Source organism: Nocardioides dongkuii (genome assembly GCF_014127485.1).
Lineage (GTDB): Bacteria > Actinomycetota > Actinomycetes > Propionibacteriales > Nocardioidaceae > Nocardioides > Nocardioides dongkuii.
In genome coordinates this window covers 1,145,933-1,169,519 of sequence record NZ_CP059903.1, presented here as the reverse complement: position 1 = coordinate 1,169,519, position 23,587 = coordinate 1,145,933, and the positions used below count along the sequence as shown (strand labels likewise).

Annotated in this window: 21 protein-coding genes; 7 read left to right on the top strand and 14 right to left on the bottom strand. The window is 73.6% G+C overall.

Annotation, left to right across the window (positions count from 1 at the left end; all coding sequences use genetic code 11):
• Positions 1 to 112: 112 nt before the first annotated feature.
• Positions 113 to 826: a TIGR03936 family radical SAM-associated protein gene (locus H4O22_RS05675; RefSeq protein ID WP_182526061.1), complete on the bottom strand. Its 714-nt coding sequence runs from the start codon at positions 824 to 826 to the stop codon at positions 113 to 115.
• Positions 827 to 846: 20 nt separating this feature from the next.
• The gene (locus H4O22_RS05670) at positions 847 to 2,034 is read right to left on the bottom strand and encodes a winged helix DNA-binding domain-containing protein (protein WP_425325970.1); all 1,188 of its coding nucleotides are present in this window, start codon (positions 2,032 to 2,034) and stop codon (positions 847 to 849) included.
• A gap of 62 nt (positions 2,035 to 2,096) precedes the next feature.
• Here H4O22_RS05670 and H4O22_RS05665 point away from each other — a divergent pair, with 62 nt between their 5' ends.
• Together H4O22_RS05665 and H4O22_RS05660 are read left to right on the top strand one after the other, a co-directional pair.
• A complete protein-coding gene (locus H4O22_RS05665) occupies positions 2,097 to 3,314 on the top strand; it encodes an MFS transporter (RefSeq protein WP_182526059.1) in 1,218 nt (405 codons plus the stop codon).
• 9 nt (positions 3,315 to 3,323) lie between these two features.
• Positions 3,324 to 4,136 carry a DUF4190 domain-containing protein gene (locus H4O22_RS05660; RefSeq protein ID WP_182526058.1) on the top strand — a complete coding sequence of 271 codons (813 nt, stop codon included), beginning with the start codon at positions 3,324 to 3,326 and terminating at the stop codon, positions 4,134 to 4,136.
• A gap of 22 nt (positions 4,137 to 4,158) precedes the next feature.
• Here H4O22_RS05660 and H4O22_RS05655 read toward each other — a convergent pair whose 3' ends face one another.
• Together H4O22_RS05655 and H4O22_RS05650 are read right to left on the bottom strand one after the other, a co-directional pair.
• Entirely contained in the window at positions 4,159 to 4,611 is a 453-nt protein-coding gene (locus tag H4O22_RS05655) for a GNAT family N-acetyltransferase (RefSeq protein ID WP_182526057.1), read from the bottom strand.
• A 7-nt stretch (positions 4,612 to 4,618) separates the two neighbouring features.
• Positions 4,619 to 6,592 carry a TIGR03960 family B12-binding radical SAM protein gene (locus H4O22_RS05650; protein ID WP_182526056.1) on the bottom strand — a complete coding sequence of 658 codons (1,974 nt, stop codon included), beginning with the start codon at positions 6,590 to 6,592 and terminating at the stop codon, positions 4,619 to 4,621.
• A gap of 114 nt (positions 6,593 to 6,706) precedes the next feature.
• Between H4O22_RS05650 and H4O22_RS05645 the strand changes: the two genes are divergently transcribed.
• Positions 6,707 to 7,828, top strand: a complete 1,122-nt coding sequence (locus tag H4O22_RS05645) for a calcium:cation antiporter (protein ID WP_182526055.1) — start codon at positions 6,707 to 6,709, stop codon at positions 7,826 to 7,828.
• Between the two features lie 119 nt (positions 7,829 to 7,947).
• Here H4O22_RS05645 and rodA read toward each other — a convergent pair whose 3' ends face one another.
• The 9 genes from rodA to folC form a co-directional block, all read right to left on the bottom strand.
• Entirely contained in the window at positions 7,948 to 9,129 is a 1,182-nt protein-coding gene (gene rodA / locus H4O22_RS05640; protein WP_244963122.1) for a rod shape-determining protein RodA, read from the bottom strand.
• Positions 9,126 to 11,273 carry a penicillin-binding protein 2 gene (gene mrdA / locus H4O22_RS05635; protein WP_182526054.1) on the bottom strand — a complete coding sequence of 716 codons (2,148 nt, stop codon included), beginning with the start codon at positions 11,271 to 11,273 and terminating at the stop codon, positions 9,126 to 9,128. Before mrdA ends, rodA begins: the two co-directional genes overlap by 4 nt.
• Positions 11,273 to 11,785 carry a rod shape-determining protein MreD gene (mreD, locus tag H4O22_RS05630; RefSeq protein ID WP_244963121.1) on the bottom strand — a complete coding sequence of 171 codons (513 nt, stop codon included), beginning with the start codon at positions 11,783 to 11,785 and terminating at the stop codon, positions 11,273 to 11,275. The genes mrdA and mreD overlap by 1 nt, the downstream gene beginning before the upstream one ends.
• Positions 11,782 to 12,750, bottom strand: coding sequence for a rod shape-determining protein MreC (gene mreC / locus H4O22_RS05625; RefSeq protein WP_182526053.1), 969 nt, complete (start codon positions 12,748 to 12,750; stop codon positions 11,782 to 11,784). The genes mreD and mreC overlap by 4 nt, the downstream gene beginning before the upstream one ends.
• The gene (locus H4O22_RS05620) at positions 12,750 to 13,778 is read right to left on the bottom strand and encodes a rod shape-determining protein (RefSeq protein WP_182526052.1); all 1,029 of its coding nucleotides are present in this window, start codon (positions 13,776 to 13,778) and stop codon (positions 12,750 to 12,752) included. Before H4O22_RS05620 ends, mreC begins: the two co-directional genes overlap by 1 nt.
• A 251-nt stretch (positions 13,779 to 14,029) precedes the next feature.
• Entirely contained in the window at positions 14,030 to 14,437 is a 408-nt protein-coding gene (gene ndk, locus H4O22_RS05615) for a nucleoside-diphosphate kinase (RefSeq protein WP_182526051.1), read from the bottom strand.
• Positions 14,438 to 14,446: 9 nt separating this feature from the next.
• Entirely contained in the window at positions 14,447 to 15,127 is a 681-nt protein-coding gene (locus H4O22_RS05610; protein ID WP_182526050.1) for a pyridoxamine 5'-phosphate oxidase family protein, read from the bottom strand.
• Between the two features lie 37 nt (positions 15,128 to 15,164).
• The gene (locus H4O22_RS05605) at positions 15,165 to 15,554 is read right to left on the bottom strand and encodes a DUF4233 domain-containing protein (RefSeq protein WP_244963120.1); all 390 of its coding nucleotides are present in this window, start codon (positions 15,552 to 15,554) and stop codon (positions 15,165 to 15,167) included.
• Positions 15,551 to 16,933, bottom strand: a complete 1,383-nt coding sequence (gene folC / locus H4O22_RS05600) for a bifunctional tetrahydrofolate synthase/dihydrofolate synthase (protein ID WP_182526049.1) — start codon at positions 16,931 to 16,933, stop codon at positions 15,551 to 15,553. Before folC ends, H4O22_RS05605 begins: the two co-directional genes overlap by 4 nt.
• A 64-nt stretch (positions 16,934 to 16,997) precedes the next feature.
• On the opposite strand from folC, the gene H4O22_RS05595 reads away from it, so the two are divergent.
• Genes H4O22_RS05595 through H4O22_RS05585 form a run of 3 tightly spaced genes read left to right on the top strand, consistent with a single transcriptional unit; the run spans position 16,998 to position 19,708 of the window.
• The gene (locus H4O22_RS05595) at positions 16,998 to 18,095 is read left to right on the top strand and encodes an NAD(P)-dependent alcohol dehydrogenase (RefSeq protein ID WP_182526048.1); all 1,098 of its coding nucleotides are present in this window, start codon (positions 16,998 to 17,000) and stop codon (positions 18,093 to 18,095) included.
• A 51-nt stretch (positions 18,096 to 18,146) separates the two neighbouring features.
• Entirely contained in the window at positions 18,147 to 18,671 is a 525-nt protein-coding gene (locus H4O22_RS05590) for a SigE family RNA polymerase sigma factor (RefSeq protein ID WP_244963119.1), read from the top strand.
• Entirely contained in the window at positions 18,668 to 19,708 is a 1,041-nt protein-coding gene (locus H4O22_RS05585) for a hypothetical protein (RefSeq protein ID WP_182526047.1), read from the top strand. Before H4O22_RS05590 ends, H4O22_RS05585 begins: the two co-directional genes overlap by 4 nt.
• Here the strand turns inward: H4O22_RS05585 and H4O22_RS05580 are convergent.
• Positions 19,686 to 20,585, bottom strand: a complete 900-nt coding sequence (locus tag H4O22_RS05580; protein ID WP_182526046.1) for a GNAT family N-acetyltransferase — start codon at positions 20,583 to 20,585, stop codon at positions 19,686 to 19,688. The two genes, H4O22_RS05585 and H4O22_RS05580, sit on opposite strands and share 23 nt — an antisense overlap.
• Positions 20,586 to 20,664: 79 nt before the next feature.
• Here H4O22_RS05580 and valS point away from each other — a divergent pair, with 79 nt between their 5' ends.
• Positions 20,665 to 23,286 carry a valine--tRNA ligase gene (gene valS / locus H4O22_RS05575; RefSeq protein WP_182526045.1) on the top strand — a complete coding sequence of 874 codons (2,622 nt, stop codon included), beginning with the start codon at positions 20,665 to 20,667 and terminating at the stop codon, positions 23,284 to 23,286.
• Positions 23,287 to 23,587: the final 301 nt, after the last annotated feature.

Genomic DNA, 23,587 nt, shown 5'->3' with positions numbered 1-23,587 from the left:
CGTGCCGTCCCCTCGGGTGGGGACCAGCGAGAACGTCGTCGGGTCGGCTCCGGGCGGAGGTACCACGCGTCGTCGACCGTGGCGAGTATCGCACACGCGTCACGACTTTCGGTCAATCCGACGTCGCCAGCGGGTCGCCGATCGTGCCGTCGTCGGCGAGCGGACCCTGCGCGACCCGCGTGAGCAGGGGCGCGCGCCCGGTGTCCAGACCGCTCACCGCCCGGAGGCCGGTCAGCACGTCGTCGGGTCGTACGGAGGGCACCCCGTGCCGCAGCACCAGGTCGATCCGCGCTCCCCCGGGGCGCGGCTCGGCGGCCAGCGAGACCACGGCGGCGCGGCAGTCGAACTCGCGCAGGCCCTTCTTCGTCATCCGCTCGACGGTGACCGACTCCTCGGCCAGGAAGAGCGCCACGGCGGCGGCCGTCGCCTCCGGCTCCACGTCCACGTCGAGCAGCCAGCGGCTGGCGGTGAGCAGGTCGCTGAGCGACCCGCCGGGCGACTCCGCCACCGCGAGCACGTCGAGCCCGTCGGGCAGCGCCTCCTCCAGCGCGGCGTGCACCGCGGCGGGGTCGAGCACCTCGGCGAGCCCGATCTCGAGGTACTCCGCCTCGCTCGCGGAGCCGGTCGGCGCGGCGCCGGCGTAGGAGATCCGCGGGTGGGGGTTGAACCCGGAGGAGTAGGCCATCGGCACCCGGGCACGGAAGACCGCGCGCTCGAAGGCCCGGCTGAAGTCGCGGTGGCTGGTGAACCGCAGCCGGCCGCGCTTGGCGTAGCGGACCCGCAGCCGCTGGACGGGCGGGGCTTGTTGCTCAGGCTGGGCGCGCACCAACCAACCCTACGGCGCCGCTACCGCGTGGCGGACGGCGCCATCGCCGCCGAGGGGTAGACCGTCGAGACGCGATGGCCCTCGAGCCACGCGGTCAGCCGCTCGGCCTCGACCGCGAGGGCGGCGTGGCCCTCGTCCGGCAGGTCCGTGAGCACCCGCACCTCGACCACGCCGGCGTCGTCCTGCACCCAGCACCCCACGACGCGACCGTCCCACCAGGCCGTCGTGCCGGCGTTGCCGTTGGTGTCGAACAGCCGCGGCCCCAGGCCGCCGAGGTAGAAGTCGCGCTCCTTCCAGCCCATCACCGTGGGGTCGAGCACCGGGGTCAGCGCGGCCCACGGCGCCACCGGGTCCTCGGGGTCGACGTCGTCGGGCAGCACCCACCCGACGCCCCCGCCGTCGAGCCCCACCTCGACGGCCGCCACGTCGGCGAGCGCCCGGCGTACGGCTCCCAGCGTGCCGCCGAGCCACCACCGCAGGTCGGCGGTCGTGCCCGGCCCGAAGGTCCACAGCCAGCGGCGCACCAGCGCGGCGTACCCCTCGGCCTCGGTCAGCGGCTCCGGGACGTCCCCGAGCCAGGCGGCCATCGCGGTCCACCGCGGCCGCGCGGTGCGCCAGTGGGTGGCGTTGCGGGCCCGCACGATGCTGCCCTCGGCTCCCAGCAGCCCCAGCACCCGGGGCGCGACCGGCACCGGCTGGGCCCAGCGCCCCCGGCCGAGCTCGACCTTGGCCGCGACCTCGGGCACCTGCTCGCGGATCTCCTGCGCGGAGAGCTCGTCGCCGCCGGCCAGCCGCGCGAGGACGGCGTCCCGGGCCGCGTCGACCCAGGCCGCGCCGTCCTCGCTCAGGCCGCCGGCCACCGCCTCCTTGGCGAGGCGTACGGCGAGCGGCCCCGCCACCCGTGCCGACGCGCTCCCCCACGCCGCCGGCAGCAGGTCGCGCGGGAAGACGAACAGCGTGCGGCGCATCGCGAGCTGCTTGACCAGGCTCCGGTCCTCGTAGAGCGCCCGGTCGACGTCGGCGACCGCCAGGTCCGCGACCCGGGCGTGCAGGGCGAGGTGGACCGACGGCGCCTCGGTGGCGTGCAGCACGGTCATCGCCCGGGTGGCGGCGACCGCCTCGTCGTACCGGTGCGCGGGTGCCAGGCCGTGGCGGCGGGCCAGCCGGGCCCGCCGCTCCTCGTCGGTGACGTGTCGCACGGCCCACATCCTGCCGCGCGGTCCCGACACCGCGGCGCCGGGACCGCCCGGGTGGGTGGCAGCATCGTGCGGTGACCCGCCGCGCCGTCGCACTCGTCCTCGTGGGACTGGTGCTGCTCTCCCTCAACCTCCGGCCCGCGGCGGTGACCGTCGGACCGGTCCTCGCCGAGCTGCGCGCCGGGCTCGGCCTCTCCCCCGTGACGGCCGGCCTGCTGACCTCGCTGCCCGTGCTGGCGTTCGCGCTGTTCGGCGCGTTCGCGCCCACGGTCGCGCGCCGCGTCGGCGTGCACCGGACCACCCTGATCGCCCTGCTCGCGCTGACCGCCGGGCTCGCGGGCCGGGCGGCGGCGGGCGGGGAGGCGGCGTTCCTGGCCCTCACGATGCTGGCGCTCGCGGGGATGGCGGTCGCGAACGTGCTGCTGCCCTCCCTGGTGAAGCTGCACTTCCCCCACCGGGTCGGACCGGTCACCGCCCTCTACACGACGATGCTCTCGATCGGCCTGACCGCGGCCCTGGTGCTGACCGTGCCGATCTCCGACGCGTTCGGCGGCTGGCGGGCCGGGATCGGCGCCTGGGCGGTGCTCGCCCTGGTCGCGGCGCTCCCCTGGGTGGCCCTCTCCGCGCACGACCGGCACCCGGAGACCCCGCCGCGGCGGGTGGGGTTCCGCGACGTGGCCCGGACCCGGCTCGGCTGGGCGATGGCGCTCTTCTTCGGCCTCCAGTCCCTCCAGGCGTACGCCGTCTTCGGGTGGTTCGCGACGCTGTGGCGCGACAGCGGCTGGTCGGCGTCGGCCGCCGGGGCCCTGGTGGGGCTGCTCGCGGCGACCGCGATCCCGTTCTCGCTGTGGCTGCCCGCCGCCCTCGCCCGCAGCCGCGACCCGCGGCGGATCCTGGCGCCGGTGATCGGCTGCTACCCGGTGGGCTACCTCCTCCTCGTCGTGGACCCGCACGCCCTCGCGATCCCGGCCGCGATCCTCGTCGGCGTCGGGACCGCGACGTTCCCGCTGGTGCTGACCCTGATCGGGCTCCGCGCCCGCACCCCCGAGGGCACCGGGGCGCTCTCGGCGTTCACGCAGTCGACCGGCTACCTGGTCGCGGGCATCGGGCCGTTCGCCATCGGCCTGCTGCACGACGCCTCGGACGGCTGGACGGTGCCGCTGCTGGTGCTCGCCGCGCTCACGGTGCCCCAGCTGGCGGTCGGCCTGCGCGTCGCCCGGCCGGCGTACGTCGAGGACCAGCTGCGTCTCGGCCGCGGCGATTCGCGGCCCGTGGGGTCACGGCCCCGGTAGCGTGCGCACGTGACTCAGCCGCCGCAATACCCCGGAACTCCCGACCCGTCCGACCAGACCCCCGGCGGCCAGGACGGCGGCACGCCCCCGCCGGTCCCGCCGCAGCAGCCGTCGTACGGCGCCCCGCAGCAGCCGCCCGTGTACGGCGCGCCGCCGCCCCAGCAGCCCGGGTACGGCGCCCCGCAGCAGCCCCCGCCGTACGGCGCCTCGGCGTTCCCCGCCGGCCCGGGTGGGCAGGACGAGCCGAGCAAGGGCCTGGCGATCGCCTCGCTGGTGCTCTCGTTCTTCGCCTGCACGATCATCGCGGGCCTGGTCTCGCTGGTGCTGGCCGTCATGGTGCTGCTGCGCGGCAAGGACGGCCGCAACCACGGCAAGGGGATGGCGATCGCCGCGATCGTCATCAACGTGCTGGTGATGATCGGCACGGTGCTGTTCATCGTGCTCGTCGCGGTCGGCGTGGCGTCGATGAAGGACGTCGATGACCTCAAGGCCGGTGACTGCATCTCCGCCGAGGGCCTCACCGACATCGAGAGCGACACCGTCGAGGCGATCGAGGACAAGGACTGCACGGAGGAACACGACGGCGAGGTGCTGCTGAGCAAGGAGCTCACCGCCGACGAGGCCGCCGCCTACACCGACAGCCAGACCTCCGTCTGCGTCGAGGGGATCTCCTCCGACCCGGCGCTGCAGGCGAAGATGGAGAGCCGCCAGGGCCTCACGGTCATCGCGCTGACCGAGGAGGTCCCGCCGGAGGCCGGCGACACCGTCGCCTGCGTCGCCTACCTCGAGGGCGGCGGCACCCTCACCGACAAGCTGGGCTGACCCGCCGGTCCGCACGCCCGGCTCAGCCGGGCGTGCGGACCATCAGCGACGTGGCCGGCGCGAAGCCGGACCGGGCATAGAGCGGCACCGACCGCTCGCTGGGGCTGAGCACGATCCGCACGAAGCACTGCTCGTCGCAGTACGTCGTGCAGGCCGCGAGCAACCGGCTGCCGACGCCGGCGTCGCGGTGCTCGCGGCGTACGAAGAAGTTCGCGAGGTACGCCCACCGGCTCGGCTCGGGCACCCCCGGCCGCGGCATCCGCGTGAACACCAGCACGTTGAGCATCCCGGCCGGCTCGCCGTCCGCCAGCGCGAGCCAGGTGACCCGCTGGTGCTGCTCGCGCTCGAGCCAGTCCGTGAACCGCTCGGCGAAGTCGTCGTCGACGACGGGCGCCCCGCGCTGCTCCTCCACCCAGGCCCGCCGGAGCCCGGCGAGCGCCTCCCGGTCGCCCGGTCCGGCCAGACGGACCTGCACGGCCCGCTCAGACGACGCTGAGCGGCAGCAGCTGCTGGCCGGTCGGGCCGATCTGGATCTCGGTGCCCATCTCCGGGCACACGCCGCAGTCGTAGCAGGGGGTCCAGCGGCAGTCCTCGACGTCGACCGCGTCGGGGTCGAGGGCGTCCTCCCAGTCGGCCCACAGCCAGTCCTTGTCGAGGCCCGAGTCGAGGTGGTCCCAGGGCAGGACCTCGTCGTAGGTGCGCTCGCGGACGGTGTACCAGTCCAGGTCGACGCCGGTGCCGGCGAGCCCGTGCTCGGCCGCGGCCACCCAGCGGTCGTAGGAGAAGTGCTCGCTCCAGCCGTCGAAGCGGCCGCCGTCGCGCCAGACCTGCTCGATCACCCGGCCGACCCGGCGGTCGCCCCGGGAGAGCAGTCCCTCGACCACGCCGGGCTTGCCGTCGTGGTAGCGGAAGCCGATGGCGCGGCCGTACCGCTTGTCGTCGCGGACCGTGTCGCGCAGCTTCTTCAGCCGCTCGTCGGTGGTCTCGTGGTCGAGCTGCGCGGCCCACTGGAACGGCGTGTGCGGCTTCGGCACGAACCCGCCGATCGAGACCGTGCAGCGGATGTCGTTGCGCCCGGAGACCTCACGGCCCTTGGCGATGACCTTCTTGGCCAGCTCGGCGACCTGGAGGACGTCCTCGTCGGTCTCGGTGGGCAGGCCCACCATGAAGTAGAGCTTCACCTGCCGCCAGCCGTGGGAGTACGCCGCCGCGACGGTGCGGATCAGGTCCTCCTCGGTGACCATCTTGTTGATCACCTTACGCATCCGCTCGCTGCCGCCCTCGGGGGCGAAGGTCAGCCCGGAGCGGCGGCCGTTGCGGGAGAACTCGTTGGCCAGGGAGATGTTGAAGGCGTCGACGCGGGTGCTCGGCAGGCTCAGCGAGACGTTCGAGCCCTCGTACCGGTCGGCCAGGCCCTTGGCGACCTCGCCGATCTCGGTGTGGTCGGCGCTGGAGAGCGAGAGCAGCCCGACCTCCTCGAAGCCGGTGCTGCGGATGCCGTTCTCGACCATCTCGCCGATGGTCTTGATCGAGCGCTCGCGCACCGGCCGGGTGATCATCCCGGCCTGGCAGAAGCGGCAGCCGCGGGTGCAGCCGCGGAAGATCTCGACCGAGAACCGCTCGTGGACGGTCTCGGCGAGCGGCACCAGCGGCTTGCGCGGGTAGGGCCAGGCGTCGAGGTCCATCAGCGTGTGCTTGCGGACCCGGAACGGGATGCCGGGACGGTTGGGGACGACGGCCTCGATCGACCCGTCCTCGGCGTACACGACGTCGTAGAAGCGGGGCACGTAGACGTTGCCGGTCACCGCGAGGCGGCGCAGCAGCTCGTCACGGCCGCCGGGCCGGTCCTCGGCCTTCCACTCGCGGACGACCTCGGAGATCGCGAGCACGACCTCCTCGCCGTCGCCGAGGACGGCGGCGTCGAGGAAGTCGGCGATCGGCTCGGGGTTGAACGCCGCGTGCCCGCCGGCCAGCACGACCGGGTCGGCCTCGGTGCGGTCCACCGCGTGCAGCGGGATGCCCGCGAGGTCGAGGGCGTTGAGCATGTTGGTGTAGCCGAGCTCGGTGGAGAAGCTCAGGCCCAGCACGTCGAAGGCGCCGACCGGGCGGTGGGCGTCGACGGTGAACTGCGGGATCGGGCCGTGCTCGTCGCCCGCCCGCATCACCTGCTCCATGTCGGGCCACACGGAGTACGTGCGCTCCGCGACGATCCAGTCCCGCTCGTTGAGCACCTCGTAGAGGATCTGCACGCCCTGGTTGGGCAGGCCGACCTCGTAGGCGTCGGGGTACATCAGCGCCCAGCGGACCGTCGGGCCCTCCGGGGCGCAGTCCCACTCCTTGACCGTGGAGTTCAGCTCGCCGCCGACGTACTGGATCGGCTTGGACACCGACGGCAGCAGGGGCTCAAGCCGGGGGAAGACGCTCTCGACGGCGCCGTCCGTCACGGACGTGGACATGCGGGGACCTCGCAGGTGATCGGGGGAAGACCTCGATCGTAACGGCCCTGCCTGTGTGCCACCGACTCCGCGGGCGGCGCCCGCCCTCGCGCACGCGGTCCGTAGGGTTCGGCCATGGATTCCGCGACGTTGCAGGGCAAGTTCTCCTGGACCGTCGCAGTACCGGTGGTCGCCCTGTTGTTGCTGGTCACGACGTGGGCGAGCCATGAGCACCCCGTCGTCCTGGTGGCCATCGGGGCGGCGCTGGTGGGCGCCGTGCTCGCGGCGGTGCACCACGCCGAGGTGGTCGCGCACCGGGTCGGCGAGCCGTTCGGGTCGCTCGTGCTGGCGGTGGCGGTCACGGTGATCGAGGTCGGCCTGATCGTGATGCTGATGACCAGCGGGGGCGAGGGCACCAGCACCTACGCCCGCGACACGGTCTTCGCCGCCGTGATGATCACCCTCAACGGCATCGTGGGCCTGACCCTGCTGGTGGGTGCGACCAAGCACCACCTGGTCAGCTTCAACGCCAGCGGCACCGGCTCGGCCCTGACCACCGTGATCACCCTCGCCGGGGTCGCGCTGGTGCTCCCCGGGTTCACGACCTCCGGCCAGGGGCTGCAGTACTCCGGGTCGCAGCTCGCGTTCGCCGCGGTCGCCTCGCTGGTGCTGTACGGCGGGTTCGTGTTCACCCAGACCGTCCGGCACCGCGACTTCTTCCTCCCGGTCAGCAGCGACGACTACGGCACGGTGACCGGCCTGCTCGACGAGGACGAGGACGGCCACGCCGACCCGCCCACGGTCGCCGAAGCGTGGCGCAGCCTCGGGCTCCTGGTGATGTCCCTGGCGGCGGTGGTGGGCCTCGCGAAGCTGCTCTCCCCCACCATCGAGGACGGCGTCGAGAGCCTCGGCTTCCCGTACGGCGTCGTGGGTGTCGTGATCGCGCTGCTGGTGCTCGCCCCCGAGTCGATCGCCGCCGTCCGCAACGCCGCGCGCGACCGCGTCCAGACCAGCCTCAACCTCGCCTACGGCTCCGCGATGGCCTCGATCGGCCTGACCATCCCGACGATCGCGATCGCCAGCATCTGGATCGACGGCCCGCTCGAGCTCGGGCTGCCGCCGACCCACCTGGTGCTGCTCGCCCTCACCGTCGTGGTCTCGGTGCTCACCATCGCCCAGGGCCGCGCCAAGGCCCAGCAGGGGCTCGTGCACCTGGTGCTGATGGCGGCGTTCATCTTCTTGTCGCTGCAGCCCTGAGCGGGCGCGGACAATTCACCGGTCGACCGGTGAATTGTGCGCTTGACCGATGGAGTTTCGTCGGTCAAGGGGAAGGTTCACCGGTCGACCGGTGAATCTTCCCGCCGCCGCAACCCGTGTCAGCGCGAGCCGACCAGCCGCACGGGGCGCGCCGGCATGACATAGCGCGTGGGGGCCGGCGTGCTGGTGCGCAGGTGGATGCTCTGGAGCAGGCCGACGGCGAGCATGCCCGCGAACATCGAGCTGCCGCCGTACGACACGAACGGCAGGGGTACGCCGGTGACCGGCATGATCCCCAGGCACATGCCGATGTTCTGGAAGGCCTGGAAGCCGAACCAGCAGGCGATCCCCGCGGCGGCCACGCGGCCGAAGACGTCGTCGGAGCGGGAGGCGATCAGCAGCGCGCGCCACAGCACGACGCCGAGCATCGCGATCAGCAGGCCGGCGCCGAGCAGGCCGAGCTCCTCGCCGGCGACGGTGAAGATGAAGTCGGTGTGCTGCTCGGGCACGAACCCGGAGCGGGTCTGGGAGCCGTCGAAGAGCCCCTGGCCGAAGATCCCGCCGTTGCCGACGGCGATCCGGGCCTGCTCGACGTTGTAGCCGGCGCCGCGCGGGTCCAGCGTCGGGTCGGTGAACGCGAGGAACCGGTCGACCTGGTACTCCTTCAGCAACCCGGCGGACACCGCCGCCACGGCCGCGGTGACCGTGCCGCCGGCGATCAGCAGCAACCAGCGCCGCGGCGCCCCGGAGACCGCGAGCACGCCGAACACCGTCGCGCTCAGCACCAGCATCGTGCCGAGGTCGGGCTGCAGCATGATCAGCACCGCCGGGACGCCGGCGACGACGAGCATCAGCACCACGTCGACGATCCCGACCCGGGCGCGCCACTGCCCGGCGGCGCGCTCCGCGAGGACGAGAGCCATGCCGATGACGACCGCCAGCTTGGCGATCTCGGAGGGCTGGATGGACATCCCGCCGACCATCAGCCAGGACCGGGAGCCGTTCACGACGGTGCCCATGGTGAGCACCAGCACCAGCCCGACGACCGCGACCAGGTAGACCACGGGCGCGAGCATCCGCACCCACCGGTGGTCGGCCGCGACCACCATCGCCATCAGCACCAGGCCGATGGCGACGTTGACCACCTGCTTGCGCAGGTACGCCGTGGGGTCGCCGCCGGTGAGGTCGTCGCGGGCCGAGGTGGCCGACCACACCAGCAGGGTGCCGACGGTCACCAGGACCAGGACGGCCACCATCAGCAGCCAGTCGATCCGGGGCGCGCGGACGCGGGTGGTGGTCACCGCCGTCCCTTCTTCTCGTCCTCGTCGGGGGTGCCCGGCGGCAGGATCGACCCGTCGTCGGCGAACGTCGGCAGCCCCGCGGGCGGGACGGTGCCGGGGATGGCGGCCTTCGCGGGCCGGACCTGGTCGCCCTCGATGCCGTAGAGCGCCTCGTAGATGCGGCGGATCGAGTCGCCGTTGCGGCCCGAGCCGGTGCCGCCCTGGCTGACCATCATCACGACCACGTAGTCCTCGGTGTAGGAGGCGACCCACGAGGTCGACTGCTTGCCGTACACCTCGGCCGAGCCGGTCTTGGCGCGCACCTGCACCTCGTCGAGCGGGAAGCCGGGCAGCTTCCAGCTCATCGTGCCCCGCGTGCTGACGCCCTTGAGCGCGGTGTCGATGTAGGAGATCACCTCGTCGGGCAGGCCGAGGTCGCCGACCTTCTTCGGCGCGATCCGCCGCACGACCTCGCCGTCGGGGCCGACGACCGCCTTGCCGATCCGGGGCGCGTAGAGCGTGCCGCCGTTCGCGAGGGCGGCGTACGCCCGGGCGAGCTGGAGCGGGGTCACGATCGTGTCGCCCTGCCCGATCGAGAAGTTCACCGCGTCACCGGCGCGGTAGGCGAAGCCCTCGATGCAGAACTCGCGGGCGAAGGTGTAGACGAAGTCGGAGGTGTCCCCGTCCTGCGGCTTGTCGGCGATGTCGCAGTAGTAGTCCTTCATCGACTCGTAGTAGGCGCGCTTCCACTTCCGGTCGGCGATCCGGCCGGAGGCCTCGCCGGGCAGGTCGATGCCGGTCTCGGTGCCGAAGCCGAAGTCCTTCGCCTCCTCCACCAGCGGGTCCTCGGCGTCGACGTCGTCGACGTCGGAGCCCAGCCGCTGCCAGTAGTCGTAGCCGATCCGGTAGAAGAAGGTGTTGCAGGAGACCTCGAGCGCGCGGTCGAAGCCGATCGAGCCGTGGGCGCCGGACTCGTAGTTCTTGAAGACTCGGTTGCCGACCGCGAAGCCCGCGGAGCAGTCGAGCCGGGTGTCGGTGGTGTAGCCGTGGGTCAGCGCGCCCGCGGTCATGAACGGCTTCCAGGTCGAGCCGGGGGCGAACTGGCCCTGCGTGGCCCGGCCGAGCAGCGGGGTGCCGGCCGCCTCGGAGTAGAGCCGGGCGAGCTGCTTCTTGGAGATGCCGCCGACCCAGACCCCCGGGTCGTACGTCGGCTGGCTGGCCATCGCGACCACGCGCCCGGTGTCGGCCTCGAGCACGACCGCGGCGCCGGAGTCCGCGGCGTACGGCCGGCCGGTCACCTCGTCGAACTCGGTGCGCGCCTGGGCGATGGTGTCGGCGAGCTCCCGCTCGACCAGCCCCTGCACCTTCGCGTCGATGGAGGTGACCAGGGTGCTGCCGGGCTCGGCCTCGACCGCGCCGTCGTCGCCGAGCACCCGGCCCATCGAGTCGACCGCGACCCGCTCGTAGCCGGGCATGCCGCGCAGCGCCGCGTCGTACTGCTGCTCGACGCCGGCCCGGCCGACCGTCGAGGCGCCGTTGAGGGAGTCGTCGCCCTCCTCCTTCGCCTGGTCGTACTCGTCCTCGGTCACCGGGCTCAGGTAGCCCAGGACGTGCGCGAGGTTGACGCCGAACGGGCGCGGGTAGGCGCGCACCGTCTGCTGCTCGGCGAGCACGGCCGGGAAGTCCTCGGGCTGCTCGAGGATCCGCAGCGCGACCCCCTGGCGGACGTCGGTGGCGACCGGGACGGGCTGGTACGGCGAGCCGTTCCAGCACTCCCCCGAGACGCTGCCGCCGTCGCCGCAGGTGACCAGCGCCCGCTGGATGCGGCCGGGACGCAGCCCGACCACGTCGGCGAGCCGCTCCACGAGCCGGGTCTGCCGGCTCTTGCTCAGCTTGCCGAGCACGGTGCGGTCGACCGAGACCACCCACGACGTGCGGTTGGCGACCAGGGGCCGGCCCTGGTTGTCGACGATCAGGCCGCGCTGCGGCTGGACGACGACCTCGCGCACCGACTGGGAGGCGGCCCGGGCGGTGTACTCCTCGCCGGTGACGACCTGGATGTAGTAGAGCCGGACCAGCAGGGTCGCGAAGAGGGAGAAGACCAGGGCCTGGACGACCACGAGCCGCAGCCGGCTGCGCCGCGACCCCTCGGCGGAGGCGGCCATCAGGCCATCGCCCGGTCGTGCTCGAGCCGGCGGAAGACGCCGAGCACCAGCGGCAGCACGAGCGGCGTGAGCAGCAGGTCCCAGGCGAGCGCGGCCGCGATCACCTCGAGCAGGTCGCCGACCCCGAGCAGCGGGTCGCGCAGCACCAGGCCGGTGATCGCGAAGACCGACGTGCCCACGAACGAGCAGGCGGCGACCGTGACCAGCACCGAGACCGCGGTCGGCCGGACGTCCTGGCGCACCCGGCCCGCGACGTACCCGACGACGACCAGGGCGAGCGCCCAGCGGCCGGCGACGTGGTCGGCGGGCGGGGCGAGGTCGAGCAGCACGCCGGCCGCGAAGCCGAGCAGCATCGCGAACTGCGGGCCCCGGACCAGCCCGGCCCCGACGACGACCAGCAGGCAGAGGTTGGGCACGACGCCGGCCCACGCGACGTGCGGGAACAGCGTCACCTGCAGCACCATCGCGACGACGACGGCCACCAGCGCGACCAGCCCGCGGACGCCGGTCACCTCATGGTCCCGTCGGCCTCGATGACGGCCCGGTCGCTGCCGGTGCCGGCGGGGACGACGACGCCGACGACGTCGAGCGCGCCGAAGTCGACGTACGGGTCGATGACGGCGCGCTGGGAGCTGTCGCGCAGGCTGGAGAACACGGTGGTGACCCGGCCGACGGGGACGCCGGAGACGTACGGCGCGCCGCCGTCGCTGCCCCAGGTGACCACCGAGTCGCCCTCCGCCGGGACGACCGACTCGTCCACGAGCTCGAGGTCGAGGCGGGCGTCGCCGCCGATCGCGCCACGGCCGTGCAGGAAGCCGACCTCGAGGCTGCGCCCGATCCGGCCGCCGACGACCGACTCGGCGTCGACGAGGAGGAGCACGGTGGCGGTGCTGCCGGTGACCCGCAGGATCCGGCCGACCAGGCCGTCGTTGTTCAGCACGGTCATGTCGGCGCGCAGGCCCGCGTCGGACCCGGCGTCGATGGTGACGGTGTTGGAGAAGGACTGGGAGGCGCCGAGGCCGACGACCCGCGCCGGCACCAGCGAGTGGCCGAGGTCGGACGCGGCGGCCGTGAGGCCGTCGTACTCCTCGAGGCGGTTGCGGTCGTAGTCGGCGCGGCGGGCGTCGTTGCGGAGGCGGGCGTTCTCGGCCTCGAGGTCGTCGAGCTCGTTGCGCAGCGAGTCGTGGCTGCGGAACCAGTCGGGCACCGCGACGAACGGGCGGAGCGCGGCGCTCGCGCCCACCTCGACCGGGCCGACGACCTCGCCGACGGCGCGGCGGGCGCCCTCGACCGGCGAGTCCTCGCCGGCCTGCTGGTCGAGCACCATCAGGCTCACGCAGGCGAGCACCAGCGCGACGACGAGCGAGAGCGGGGGACGCCGGCGGTCGCCGTCGAGGCGGTCGCTGCTGCGCCACCGGCGCTCACGGCGGTCCAGCAGCCGGCGGTGGTCGAGGAACCCGCGACGGTCGGGACCCATCAGAAGCGCCTCGGCTCGGAGACGAGCACCTGCTGCAGCGCCTCGAACTCCTCGACGCAGCGGCCGGCGCCGAGCGCCACGGAGCTGAGCGGGTCCTCGGCGACGTGGACCGGCATGCCGGTCTCGTGGCGGATCCGCTCGTCGAGGCCGCGCAGCAGCGCGCCGCCCCCGGTGAGCACGATGCCGCGGTCCATGATGTCGCCGGCGAGCTCGGGCGGGGTCTGGTCGAGGGTCGCGCGGACGGCGTCGACGATCGCGTGCAGCGGCTCCTCGAGCGCCTGGCGCACCTCGGCGCTGGAGACCACGACGGTGCGCGGCAGGCCGGAGACCATGTCGCGCCCGCGGATCTCGGCCTCGGGCTCGTCGCGCATCGGGAACGCGGAGCCGAGGGTCATCTTGACCTCCTCGGCGGTGCGCTCGCCGAGCATGAGGGAGTACTCCTTCTTCATCCACGCGACGATCGCCTGATCCAGGTCGTCGCCGGCGGTGCGGACCGAGAGGCTGGTGACGATGCCGCCCAGCGAGATGACCGCGACCTCCGTCGTACCGCCGCCGACGTCGACGACCATGTTGCCGGTGGCCTGGTGCACGGGGAGCCCGGCGCCGATCGCGGCGGCCATCGGCTCCTCGACGATGTAGACCCGGCGGGCGCCGGCCTGGTAGCCGGCCTCCTTGACCGCGCGCTGCTCGACCGCGGTGATGCCGCTGGGCACGCAGATGACCATCCGGGGCTTGGCGAAGTAGCGGCGGCGGTGCACCTGCTGGATGAAGTACCGCAGCATCTGCTCGGTCGCCTCGAAGTCGGCGATCACGCCGTCCTTGAGGGGGCGGATCGCGGCGATGTTGTCCGGCGTACGACCGATCATCCGCTTGGCCTCGTGCCCGACGGCGAGGATCTCGCCGGTGGTGGCGTTCAGCGCGACGACGCTCGGCTCGTCGAGCAGCACGCCCTTGCCGCGGACGTACACCAGCGTGTTGGCGGTGCCGAGGTCGACGGCCATGTCACGGCCGAAGAAGCTGTTCGCCATGCCGGGTGCCTCGCAGGTGCTCGCGTGTCGGGGAAGACGTGGTCGCCCCGTCCCCGGCACCGCGACAGCGGTGTCGCAGGACAGTCCGACCCTGGTCGCGAGCCTAGGTACCGATCACGCCACACCCGGGAAGCCACGCCGAGCCCACCCCGTGACTCCCGGGGCAGATGTGGCCTTTGTGACTCAGGCTGTGGACAGAACCGCCGAGTCGGCGCACATGTGCGCCGACTCGGCAAGGTTCTCCACAGGTCTCAGAGCTTGGGGAACCAGATCGCGATCTCGCGGGTGGCGGACTCCTCGGAGTCGGAGCCGTGGACCAGGTTCTCCCGGTTGGAGAGGGAGTAGTCGCCGCGGATGGTGCCGGGGGCGGCCTTGCGGCCGTCGGTGGCGCCGTTGAGGGCGCGGACCACCTCGACGGCGGAGTCGCCCTCCAGCACCAGGCTGACGAGCGGGCCGCTGGTGACGAACTCGCGCAGCGCCGGGTAGAAGTCGCGCTCGACGTGCTCGGCGTAGTGCTGGTCGGCCGTCGCGGTGTCGATCGTGCGGTGCTCCATCGCGACGATCCGCAGGCCCTTGGCCTCGAAGCGGCGGAGGACCTCGCCGACCAGCCCCCGCTCGACGGTGTCGGGCTTGAGCAGGACGAGAGTGCGCTGGGTCATACCTCGAGCCTACTCAGCGGCGTACGACGCGGCGCGGCGCGCTACGTCGTGCGGCACCCGGTCGTGGGAGTCCTCCCCCGCGACCGGCCCCGACGAGGTCAGCCGCAGCGGGACGACGCCGCCCCACACCCCGGCCGCCACGTCCTCGGGCTCGTCGACCGGGCCGCCGGCCCGCGCCTTCATCGACGCCTCGCGCAGGGGTACGGCGAGCACCGCCGTCGCCGCGAGCTCCTTGCGGGTGCTCGGCCGCAGGGTGGCCGACCGCCCCGGGACCATGTGGTCGACGACCAGGTCGAGCGCGTGCTCCCGCTCCGCGGGGTCCTCGACCAGCCGGGCCCGGCCGAGCACCACGGCCGAGCGGTAGTTCATCGAGTGGTTGAACGCCGACCGGGCCGCGACCAGCCCGTCGACCTCGGTGACCGTCACGCAGACGGTCGCGCCGACCGCCTGCCGCAGCCAGCCGGCGGCGACCGACCCGTGCACGTAGAGGCTGCCGCCCTCGTCCGGTCCGTCGAGGTCGACCGCGAACGCGGTCGGCAGCACGATCGGGTGGTCGCCGACGACCACGCCGACGTGGGCGACCAGCGCCTCGTCGAGGAAGCGGTGCAGCTCCGCCCGGTCCTCGACCATCCGGTTGCGCCCGCGGGTCACCGTGGTGCGGGCGGTCGGCGAGAGCGGCGCGGTCGTCATGGCGCCAGTCTGCCGCCGTCCGGGCCCGACCGCGCGGTCAGTCCGTGGCGGGACCGCCGGCCTGCGCGTCGAACGCGGCGTACGCCGCCGCCCGCTCCCGCTCGATCTTGCGGCCCAGGAAGTCGGCCGTGCCCCACAGCAGGGCGAAGATCCCGCCGAGCACGAACATCAGCGGGATCACAAAGCCCAGCCCGACCGCCGCGACCTGGACGGCCCAGCCCGCGGCGTACGCCCACTCGCGGCGCAGCATGCCGGCGAGCAGCAGGCAGAGCACGGCGAGCCCGAGCCCGATCGCGACCGACACCCCGGTCGAGACGTCGGCGATGGTGATCAGCACCGGGGTGGTGAGCCCGAGGACGATCGCCTCCAGGCACAGCACCGCCGCGCACATCCCGCGGCGCGGCGACCGCTCCCGCTCGTTGCTCACGACCGGTCCCGGGGCCGGCGCAGCAGCGTGCGCGCCTCGCCGGCGGTCACGACCGAGCCGGTGACCAGCACCGCGCCGGAGCCGAGCGGCGAGCCGAACGCCTCCCCCGCCTCCGCCATCGTGGCGGCCGCGTGGATCGCGTCCTCGAGGCGCGGCTCGACCGTGACCCGGTCCTCGTCGAAGATCTCGCGGGCGATCGCGGCGAGCTCCTCGGCGGGCTTCGCGCGGTCGGAGCTGTTCTGGGTGCAGATCACGTGCGCGAGGTGCGGCTCCAGCGCCGCCAGCAGGCCCTCGGCGTCCTTGTCGTCCATCACGCCGATCACGCCGATCAGCGGGGAGAACGTGAAGGAGTCCTCGATCGCGGCGGCCGACGCGGCCGCGCCGTGCGGGTTGTGCGCGGCGTCGAGCACGATCGTCGGCGAGCGGCGGACGATCTCGAGGCGGGCCGGCGAGGTCACCTCGGCGAACGCCGCGCGCACCAGCTCGTCGTCCAGCGGCTCGTCGCCGCCGAAGAAGGCCTCCACGGCCGCGAGCGCGACGGCGGCGTTCTGCGCCTGGTGGGCGCCGTAGAGCGGCAGGAAGATCTCGTCGTACCGGCCGCGCAGGCCCTGCAGCGAGATCACCTGGCCGCCGACCGCGGCGACCCGGGCGATCACGCCGAAGTCCAGGCCCTCCCGTACGACCCTCGCGTCGACCTCGGCGGCGCGCTCCAGCACCACGGCGGCCACGTCGGGCTCCTGCTGGGCGAGGACGACGACGGCGCCGGGCTTGATGATCCCGACCTTCTCGACCGCGATCGCGGCGGGCGTGCCGCCGAGGTAGCGCTCGTGGTCGACCGCGATCGGCAGCACCACCGCGACCTGGCCGTCGGCGACGTTGGTGGCGTCCCAGGTGCCGCCCATCCCGACCTCGACGACGGCGACGTCGACGGGGGCGTCGGCGAACGCGGCGTACGCCAGGCCGACCACGGTCTCGAAGAACGACAGCGGGTGGTCCTCGGAGGCGTCGACGAGGTGGGTGTACGGCGCGACGTCGTTGAAGGCGCGCACGAAGGCCTCGTCGCCCAGCGGCTCGCCGTCCACGGAGATCCGCTCGGCCATCCGCTCGACGTGGGGGCTGGTGAAGCGGCCGGTGCGCAGGTCCAGCGCGCGCAGCAGCGTGTCGATCATCCGCGAGGTGGAGGTCTTGCCGTTGGTCCCGGTCAGGTGGATGACGGGGTACGACGCCTGCGGGTCGCCGAGCATCTCGACGAAGGCCCGGATCCGGTCCAGCGACGGCTCGAGGCGGGTCTCCGGCCAGCGCGACAGCAGCGCGTCCTCGACCTCGGCAACGGTCTCGGCGAGGCGGGGGGCGGTGGGGTCTGCAGTGGAGTCGGACATCGCTTCGAGTCTAGGGACTCCCGAAGGGCTGACAGGAACTGGAACAGGTTCTAGGTTTGCCGTCATGAGGACCACGGTCGCGATCGTCAACTCCCCCGGGCAGGACTTCACCTTCGAGGAGGTCGACCTCGAGGAGCCCCGCGCCGACGAGGTGCTGGTGCGGATCGTCGCCACCGGGCTGTGCCACACCGACGTGACGATGCGGACGATGCTGCCCGCGGAGATGTTCCCCAACGTCTTCGGCCACGAGGGGGCGGGCGTCGTCGAGGCGGTGGGGCCGGACGTCGCGGGCATCGAGGTGGGCGACCACGTGGTGCTCAGCTTCCGCTCCTGCCGCGCGTGCGAGAAGTGCACCTCCGGCCAGGTCGGCTACTGCGACTCCAACATGGTCATGAACTACATGGGCATGCGGCTGGACGGCTCGACCACCTACACCCGCGACGGCGCCCCGGTCTTCGGCTCCTTCTTCGGCCAGTCCTCCTTCTCCCGGCACGCGATCGCGTACGCCGACAACTGCGTGGTCGTCGACCGCGACCTCGACCTGGCGCTCGCCGCGCCGTACGGCTGCGGCTTCCAGACCGGCGCCGGCACCGTCCTCAACGTGCTCCAGCCCTCCCCCGACGACAGCCTGGTCGTCTTCGGCGCCGGCGCGGTCGGCCTGGCCGCGATCGCGGCGGCGCAGGCCGAGGGCGTCGGCACGATCGTCGCCGTCGACCTGGCGCCCGGCCGGCTGGAGGCCGCCGCACGGTACGGCGCGGTCGGCGTCGACCCGGGCGCGCTCGGCGAGCAGAGCGTCGTGGAGCGGGTGAAGGAGCTGACCGGCGGCGGCGCGACGTACGCCATCGACACCACGGCGGTGCCGGCGGTCGTGAAGCAGGCCCAGCAGGCCCTCGGCACCCGCGGCACTCTGGTCGCGCTCGGCCTGGGCCCCGAGGAGTACCAGCTCGACGCCATCGACCTGCTGCAGAGCGGCAAGCGGGTGATGGGCTCGATCGAGGGCGACTCCGACCCGCAGGAGATGGTGCCGCGCCTGCTCGCGATGCGCGCCGAGGGCCGCTTCGACGTCGACCACCTGATCGCGACCTACCCCTTCGAGCGGATCAACGACGCCGTCGCCGACCTCCACGACGGGAAGGTCGTCAAGGCGGTCCTCACCTGGTGATCGGCGCCTGACAACCATCCCGGGCGACCGCCTCGTCGTGAGGGTGGAGAGGTGGTCGGTCGGATGGAGTTCGAGGAGTTCGTCGCCGCGCGGTCGACCGCGCTGTGGCGCAGCGCCTACCTGCTGACCGGTGACCGGCAGAAGGCCGAGGACCTGCTGCAGACCGCGCTGGTCAAGGCCTGGCGGCGGTGGGACACCATCGTCCGCCGCGAGGCCGCGGAGGCCTACGTCCGGGCGGCGATCGCCACGACGTACACCGACTGGTGGCGGCGGCGCTGGAACGGCGAGGTGCCCACCGGCGAGCTGCCGGAGACCGCCGGCACCGCCGTGGCGTCGGGCTCGGCGGAGGTCGACGTACGCCGCGACGTGCTCGCGGCGCTCGCCCGGCTGCCCCGCGGGCAGCGGGCCGTGGTGGTGCTGCGGTACTTCGACGACCTGACCGAGCAGCAGACCGCGGACGCCCTCGGCGTCAGCGTCGGGACGGTCAAGAGCCAGACCTCGCGGGCGCTCACTGCCCTACGGACCTCTCCCCTGTTCCACGTCGAGGGAGCCCGGACCGAAGGAGAGCGCCGATGACCGAGACCGACCGGCTCCGCGACCTGCTCGCGCAGACCGCCCCCGCCGCCCCCGACCTGCCCCCGGCCGAGCGCACCGGCGCCGTCGTACGCCGGGGTCGCACCGTCCGCCGCCGGGACCGGGCCCTGGTGGTGGGCGCGGCCGCGGCCGTCCTCGCCGTCGCTGTGGCAGTGCCGCTGGCGCTGCGCAGCGACGACGGTCCCTCGGTCGCGACCCCGACGGAGCGGACCACGGCCACGCTCGCGTCCTGTCCCGACCGGGCGGTGGACGTCTCCGAGCCGCTCGGCTCGTCCGCCAGCGCGTCCGTCGTCGCGGTCCGCTCGTGCCCGACCCGGCAGGGGGACGAGACCCGGCCCGCCGACCCCGCCGGGGTGCTTCTCGGCGAGCACGCCGACTCCTTCGTCGCCGCGGTCCGCGCCCTGCCGGCCTACCGCCCCGAGGCGTTCTGCGCGACGGCCAGCATCGGCTTCCAGCCCTGGGCCCTGGTGGTCGAGACCGAGGCCGGCGCGCGCGAGGTCGTCGCCCTACCGGCCCGCGCGTGCCGCCCGGCCAGGGTGGGCGGGGTCGAGCGCGACCCCGGGGTCGTGCTCGACACGTTCACCGAGGCGCTCGCGGCCCAGGCCGACCTGGTCTGCCCCACCGGCGACCGGCTCGTCGAGGGGGTGACCGCACCGGACCCCGCCTTCGACCTGGCCACCGCGAGCTCCGGGCTGGTCTGCTACCGCGTGGACCCGCTCGGGTCGCGCGTCTACGCCGACCTCGCGGGCGTGCTGTCCGCCGACGGGGTCGCCACGGTCCGCGACGACGCGGTGACCCGGATCGGCCCGGAGCCGCGCCGGCCCCCGAACTGCGTCGACACCGGGCCGCAGCGGCTGCTCCTGCTCCTCGACGCGGAGGGCGACCGTGCCGCGTACCTCGACGAGCGCTGCTCGGGCGGGTTCACCGGCAGCGGCGGCTACTGGGAGCCCGGAACCGCGGCCGAGGGCGCCATCGCCGCCGCGCTGGGCGGTCCGGTCAGGGGCGGACGATCAGGTTGACCATGTCGACGACCGGCTGGTACCCGATCGCGGCGTAGATCCGGTTCGAGGTCGGGTTGGCCTGGTCGGTGAACAGGCACGCCCGGTGCCCGACGGCCAGGAGCCGTCCTGAGACTCCCGCGACGGCCGCGCTGGCGTAGCCCCGCCGCCGGTGCTCGCGCGGCGTGAGGACCGGACCGATCCGGGCGACGCCGTGGGCGGGCGCGTTGGCGTGGGTCAGGTGCACGACCTCGCCGCCGTCGTCCTCCCACAGCCAGACCTGCCCCGCCTCGACCCGCCGGGCGAGCTCCGCCTCCGAGATCGCCTCGGCCCCTCGGGCGTCCGGCGCGCGCCCCGCCATCTCGGCGGCCATCGCGTGGAACCCGTTCCACCACTCGGTGGCCAGCGCGACGTCCGCGACCGTCGCGGGGCGCAGCCGCCCCGGGGCCTCGTGCGGCACCAGGGCGCCGAGCTCCCAGAGCCGCATGTGCTCGTGCACCTCCGCGGTCCCGCCGGCCAGGCGCGCGGTCTCCTCGGCGAACGCGGTCGCGCTCGTGAGCACGCCGTTGACGCCGCCCACCGCCTCCCCGCGCTCGTGCAGCAGCCGGGCCAGCGCGACGGCGGCCTCCTCCGGCATCGGCAGCAGGTACGCCTGGTGCGGGTACGGCGCCGTCCGCATCCCGACGCCGACGACCGCCTCGGAGCCGTCGCGGACCGTCACCCACCACCGCGGGTGGTCGGGCCGCGGCTCGCCGCGCTCGTCCTCGGCGACCGCGCGGGCGGTCACCGACGCCACCACCGTGGTGAGCACCGGGTCGGCCGCCAGGTGGTCGGCCGCACCGGCCAGGAACGCCGCCGGGTCGGTGGTCAGCTCCAGGCGGAACGCGGTCGCGGTCATGGCGGGGACGGTAGGGGGTGAGCGGCGCCCGGCCAACGGGGTTTTCGCAGGTGAACGCGGTCACTCTAGGATTTCAGGCATGACCGAGACCCCGCACGACCAGGCCCCCGACACGACGAGCGCTCCCCGCGCCGTCGTCGTACCGGACAAGCCTGCGCTGGAGGGCCTCGAGGCCACCTGGTCCGCCCGGTGGAAGGCGGACGACACCTACGCCTTCGACCGCACCCAGCCGCGCGAGAACGTCTACTCCATCGACACCCCGCCGCCGACGGTGAGCGGCAGCCTGCACGTCGGCCACGTCTTCTCCTACACCCACACCGACCTGATCGCCCGCTTCCAGCGGATGCGCGGCAAGACCGTCTTCTACCCGATGGGCTGGGACGACAACGGGCTCCCGACCGAGCGCCGGGTGCAGAACTACTACGGCGTCCGCTGCGACCCGAGCCTGCCCTACGACGCCGACTTCACCCCGCCGGAGAAGCCGGACCCGAAGCGCCAGGTGCCGATCAGCCGGCCCAACTTCGTCGAGCTCTGCGAGCGCCTGGTCGTCGAGGACGAGCAGGTCTTCGAGTCGCTGTGGCGCACGCTCGGCCTGTCGGTGGACTGGAAGCAGCACTACACGACCATCGGCCCGAAGGCCCAGGTCGCCAGCCAGCGCGCCTTCCTGCGCAACTTCGCCCGCGGGGAGGCCTACCTCCAGGAGGCGCCGACCCTCTGGGACGTCACCTTCCAGACCGCCGTGGCCCAGGCCGAGCTCGAGGCGCGGGACTACGCCGGCGCCTACCACCGGGTGGCCTTCCACCGCCCCGACGGCGAGCCGCTCTACATCGAGACCACCCGCCCCGAGCTCATCCCCAGCGTGGTCGCGCTGATCGCGCACCCCGACGACGAGCGCTACCAGCCGCTGTTCGGCACCACCGTCACCTCGCCCGTCTTCGGCGTCGAGGTCCCGGTCGTGGCCCACCCCGCCGCCGAGATGGACAAGGGCGCCGGCATCGCCATGTGCTGCACGTTCGGCGACCTGACCGACGTCACCTGGTGGCGCGAGCTCCAGCTGCCCGTCCGCACCGTGATCGGCCGCGACGGACGCCTGACCCGCGAGACGCCGGAGTGGCTCTCCTCCGAGCAGGCCGCCGCGGCGTACGAGGACCTGAAGGGGAAGACCACCTTCAGCGCCCGCGAGGCGATGGTCGCCAAGCTGCGCGAGTCCGGTGACCTGGACGGCGAGCCGAGGCCGACCCAGCGGATGGCGAACTTCTTCGAGAAGGGCGACAAGCCGCTCGAGATCGTCGCCACCCGCCAGTGGTACATCCGCAACGGCGGCCGGGACGCGGCGCTGCGCTCGGAGCTGCTCGAGGATGGCGCTGCGATCACCTGGGTCCCCGCCCACATGAAGCACCGCTACGACAACTGGGTGAGCGGGCTCAACGGCGACTGGCTGATCTCCCGGCAGCGGTTCTTCGGCATCCCGTTCCCGGTCTGGTACCCCCTCGACGACGAGGGCGAGCCCGACTACGCCCACCCGCTGATGCCCACCGAGGCCGAGCTGCCGGTCGACCCGTCGACCGACGCGCCGCGGGGGTACGACGAGGCCCAGCGCGGCAAGCCGGGCGGCTTCCTCGGCGACCCCGACGTGATGGACACCTGGGCGACCTCCTCCCTGACCCCGCACATCGCGGGCGGCTGGGAGAGCGACCCGGACCTCTTCGAGCGGGTCTTCCCGATGGACCTGGCGACCCAGGCCCACGACATCATCCGCACCTGGCTGTTCTCCCGCGTCGTGCGCGCCCACCTGGAGAACGGCACGGCGCCGTGGCACCACGCGATGATCTCCGGGTTCGTGATGGACCCCGACCGCAAGAAGATGTCGAAGTCCAAGGGCAACGTCGTGGTGCCCAACGAGATCCTCGAGCGGTTCGGCGCCGACGCGGTCCGCTGGCGCGCGGCGATGTCACGCCCCGGCCTGGACTCCCCCTTCGACGAGAGCCAGATGAAGGTCGGTCGCCGGCTGGCCATGAAGGTCCTCAACGCCTCGCGGTTCGTCCTCGGCGGGGTCGGCGCCACCGCGCTCACGCCGTTCGCGGTCTCCGAGCCGATCGACTGCGCGCTGCTCGGCCGGCTCGCCCAGGTGATCACGAAGGCGACCGAGGCCTTCGAGGCCTACGACTACACCACGGCCCTCGAGACCGTGGAGAAGTTCTTCTGGGAGTTCTGCGACGACTACCTCGAGCTGGTCAAGGAGCGCGCGTACGCCGAGGACGGTGGCGCCCCCTCCGAGTCGGCGCGGGCGACGCTCGCCCTCGCGCTGCACCACCAGCTCCGGCTGCTCGCCCCGTTCCTGCCCTACGTGACCGAGGAGGTCTGGTCCTGGTGGCAGGAGGGGTCGGTGCACCACGCCTCGTGGCCCGGCGTCCTCGAGCTCGGCTCCGCTGCCGCGGCTGACGGAGGCACCGTCGACGCCGTCGCGGCCGCCCTGGCCGGCATCCGCGGCGCCAAGTCCCAGGCGAAGGTCTCGATGCGGGCCGAGCTGGCCCGGGTCGAGGTGAGCGGTCCCGAGGCCCTCGTCCGGGCCGCGGAGCTCGCCGCCGACGACCTGCGCAAGTCCGGCAAGATCACCGGCGACCTGGTCTTCACGCCGGTCGGGGACGCCACCGAGCTCAGCGTGCGCGCCGAGCTGGCCGAGGTCTCACCGGACCAGTGACGCGGGGGGTCCGCCTCCGGGCGGACCTCCCCGCGCCTCGGGCCGCTACGCGGCCCCGCGCAGGCCGTCGACGACGACCAGCACGCAGGAGAGCGCCAGCACGACGAAGGCGTACGCCGAGGCTCGGTGCTGCTTGCGCACGTGCGTCCCCTCGTCGGCGGCCCGGGAGTCGCGGGTCGCTCCTCGTCCTCGACGGGGTCAACTCCGCGGGTGGCCCGGGGTCACGAGGGGTCCGCAGCTGTCCAGACCTGTCGGGTCGGCGTCGGCCGGGTCGACGTCGCCCGGGTCGACGTCGGCGCTC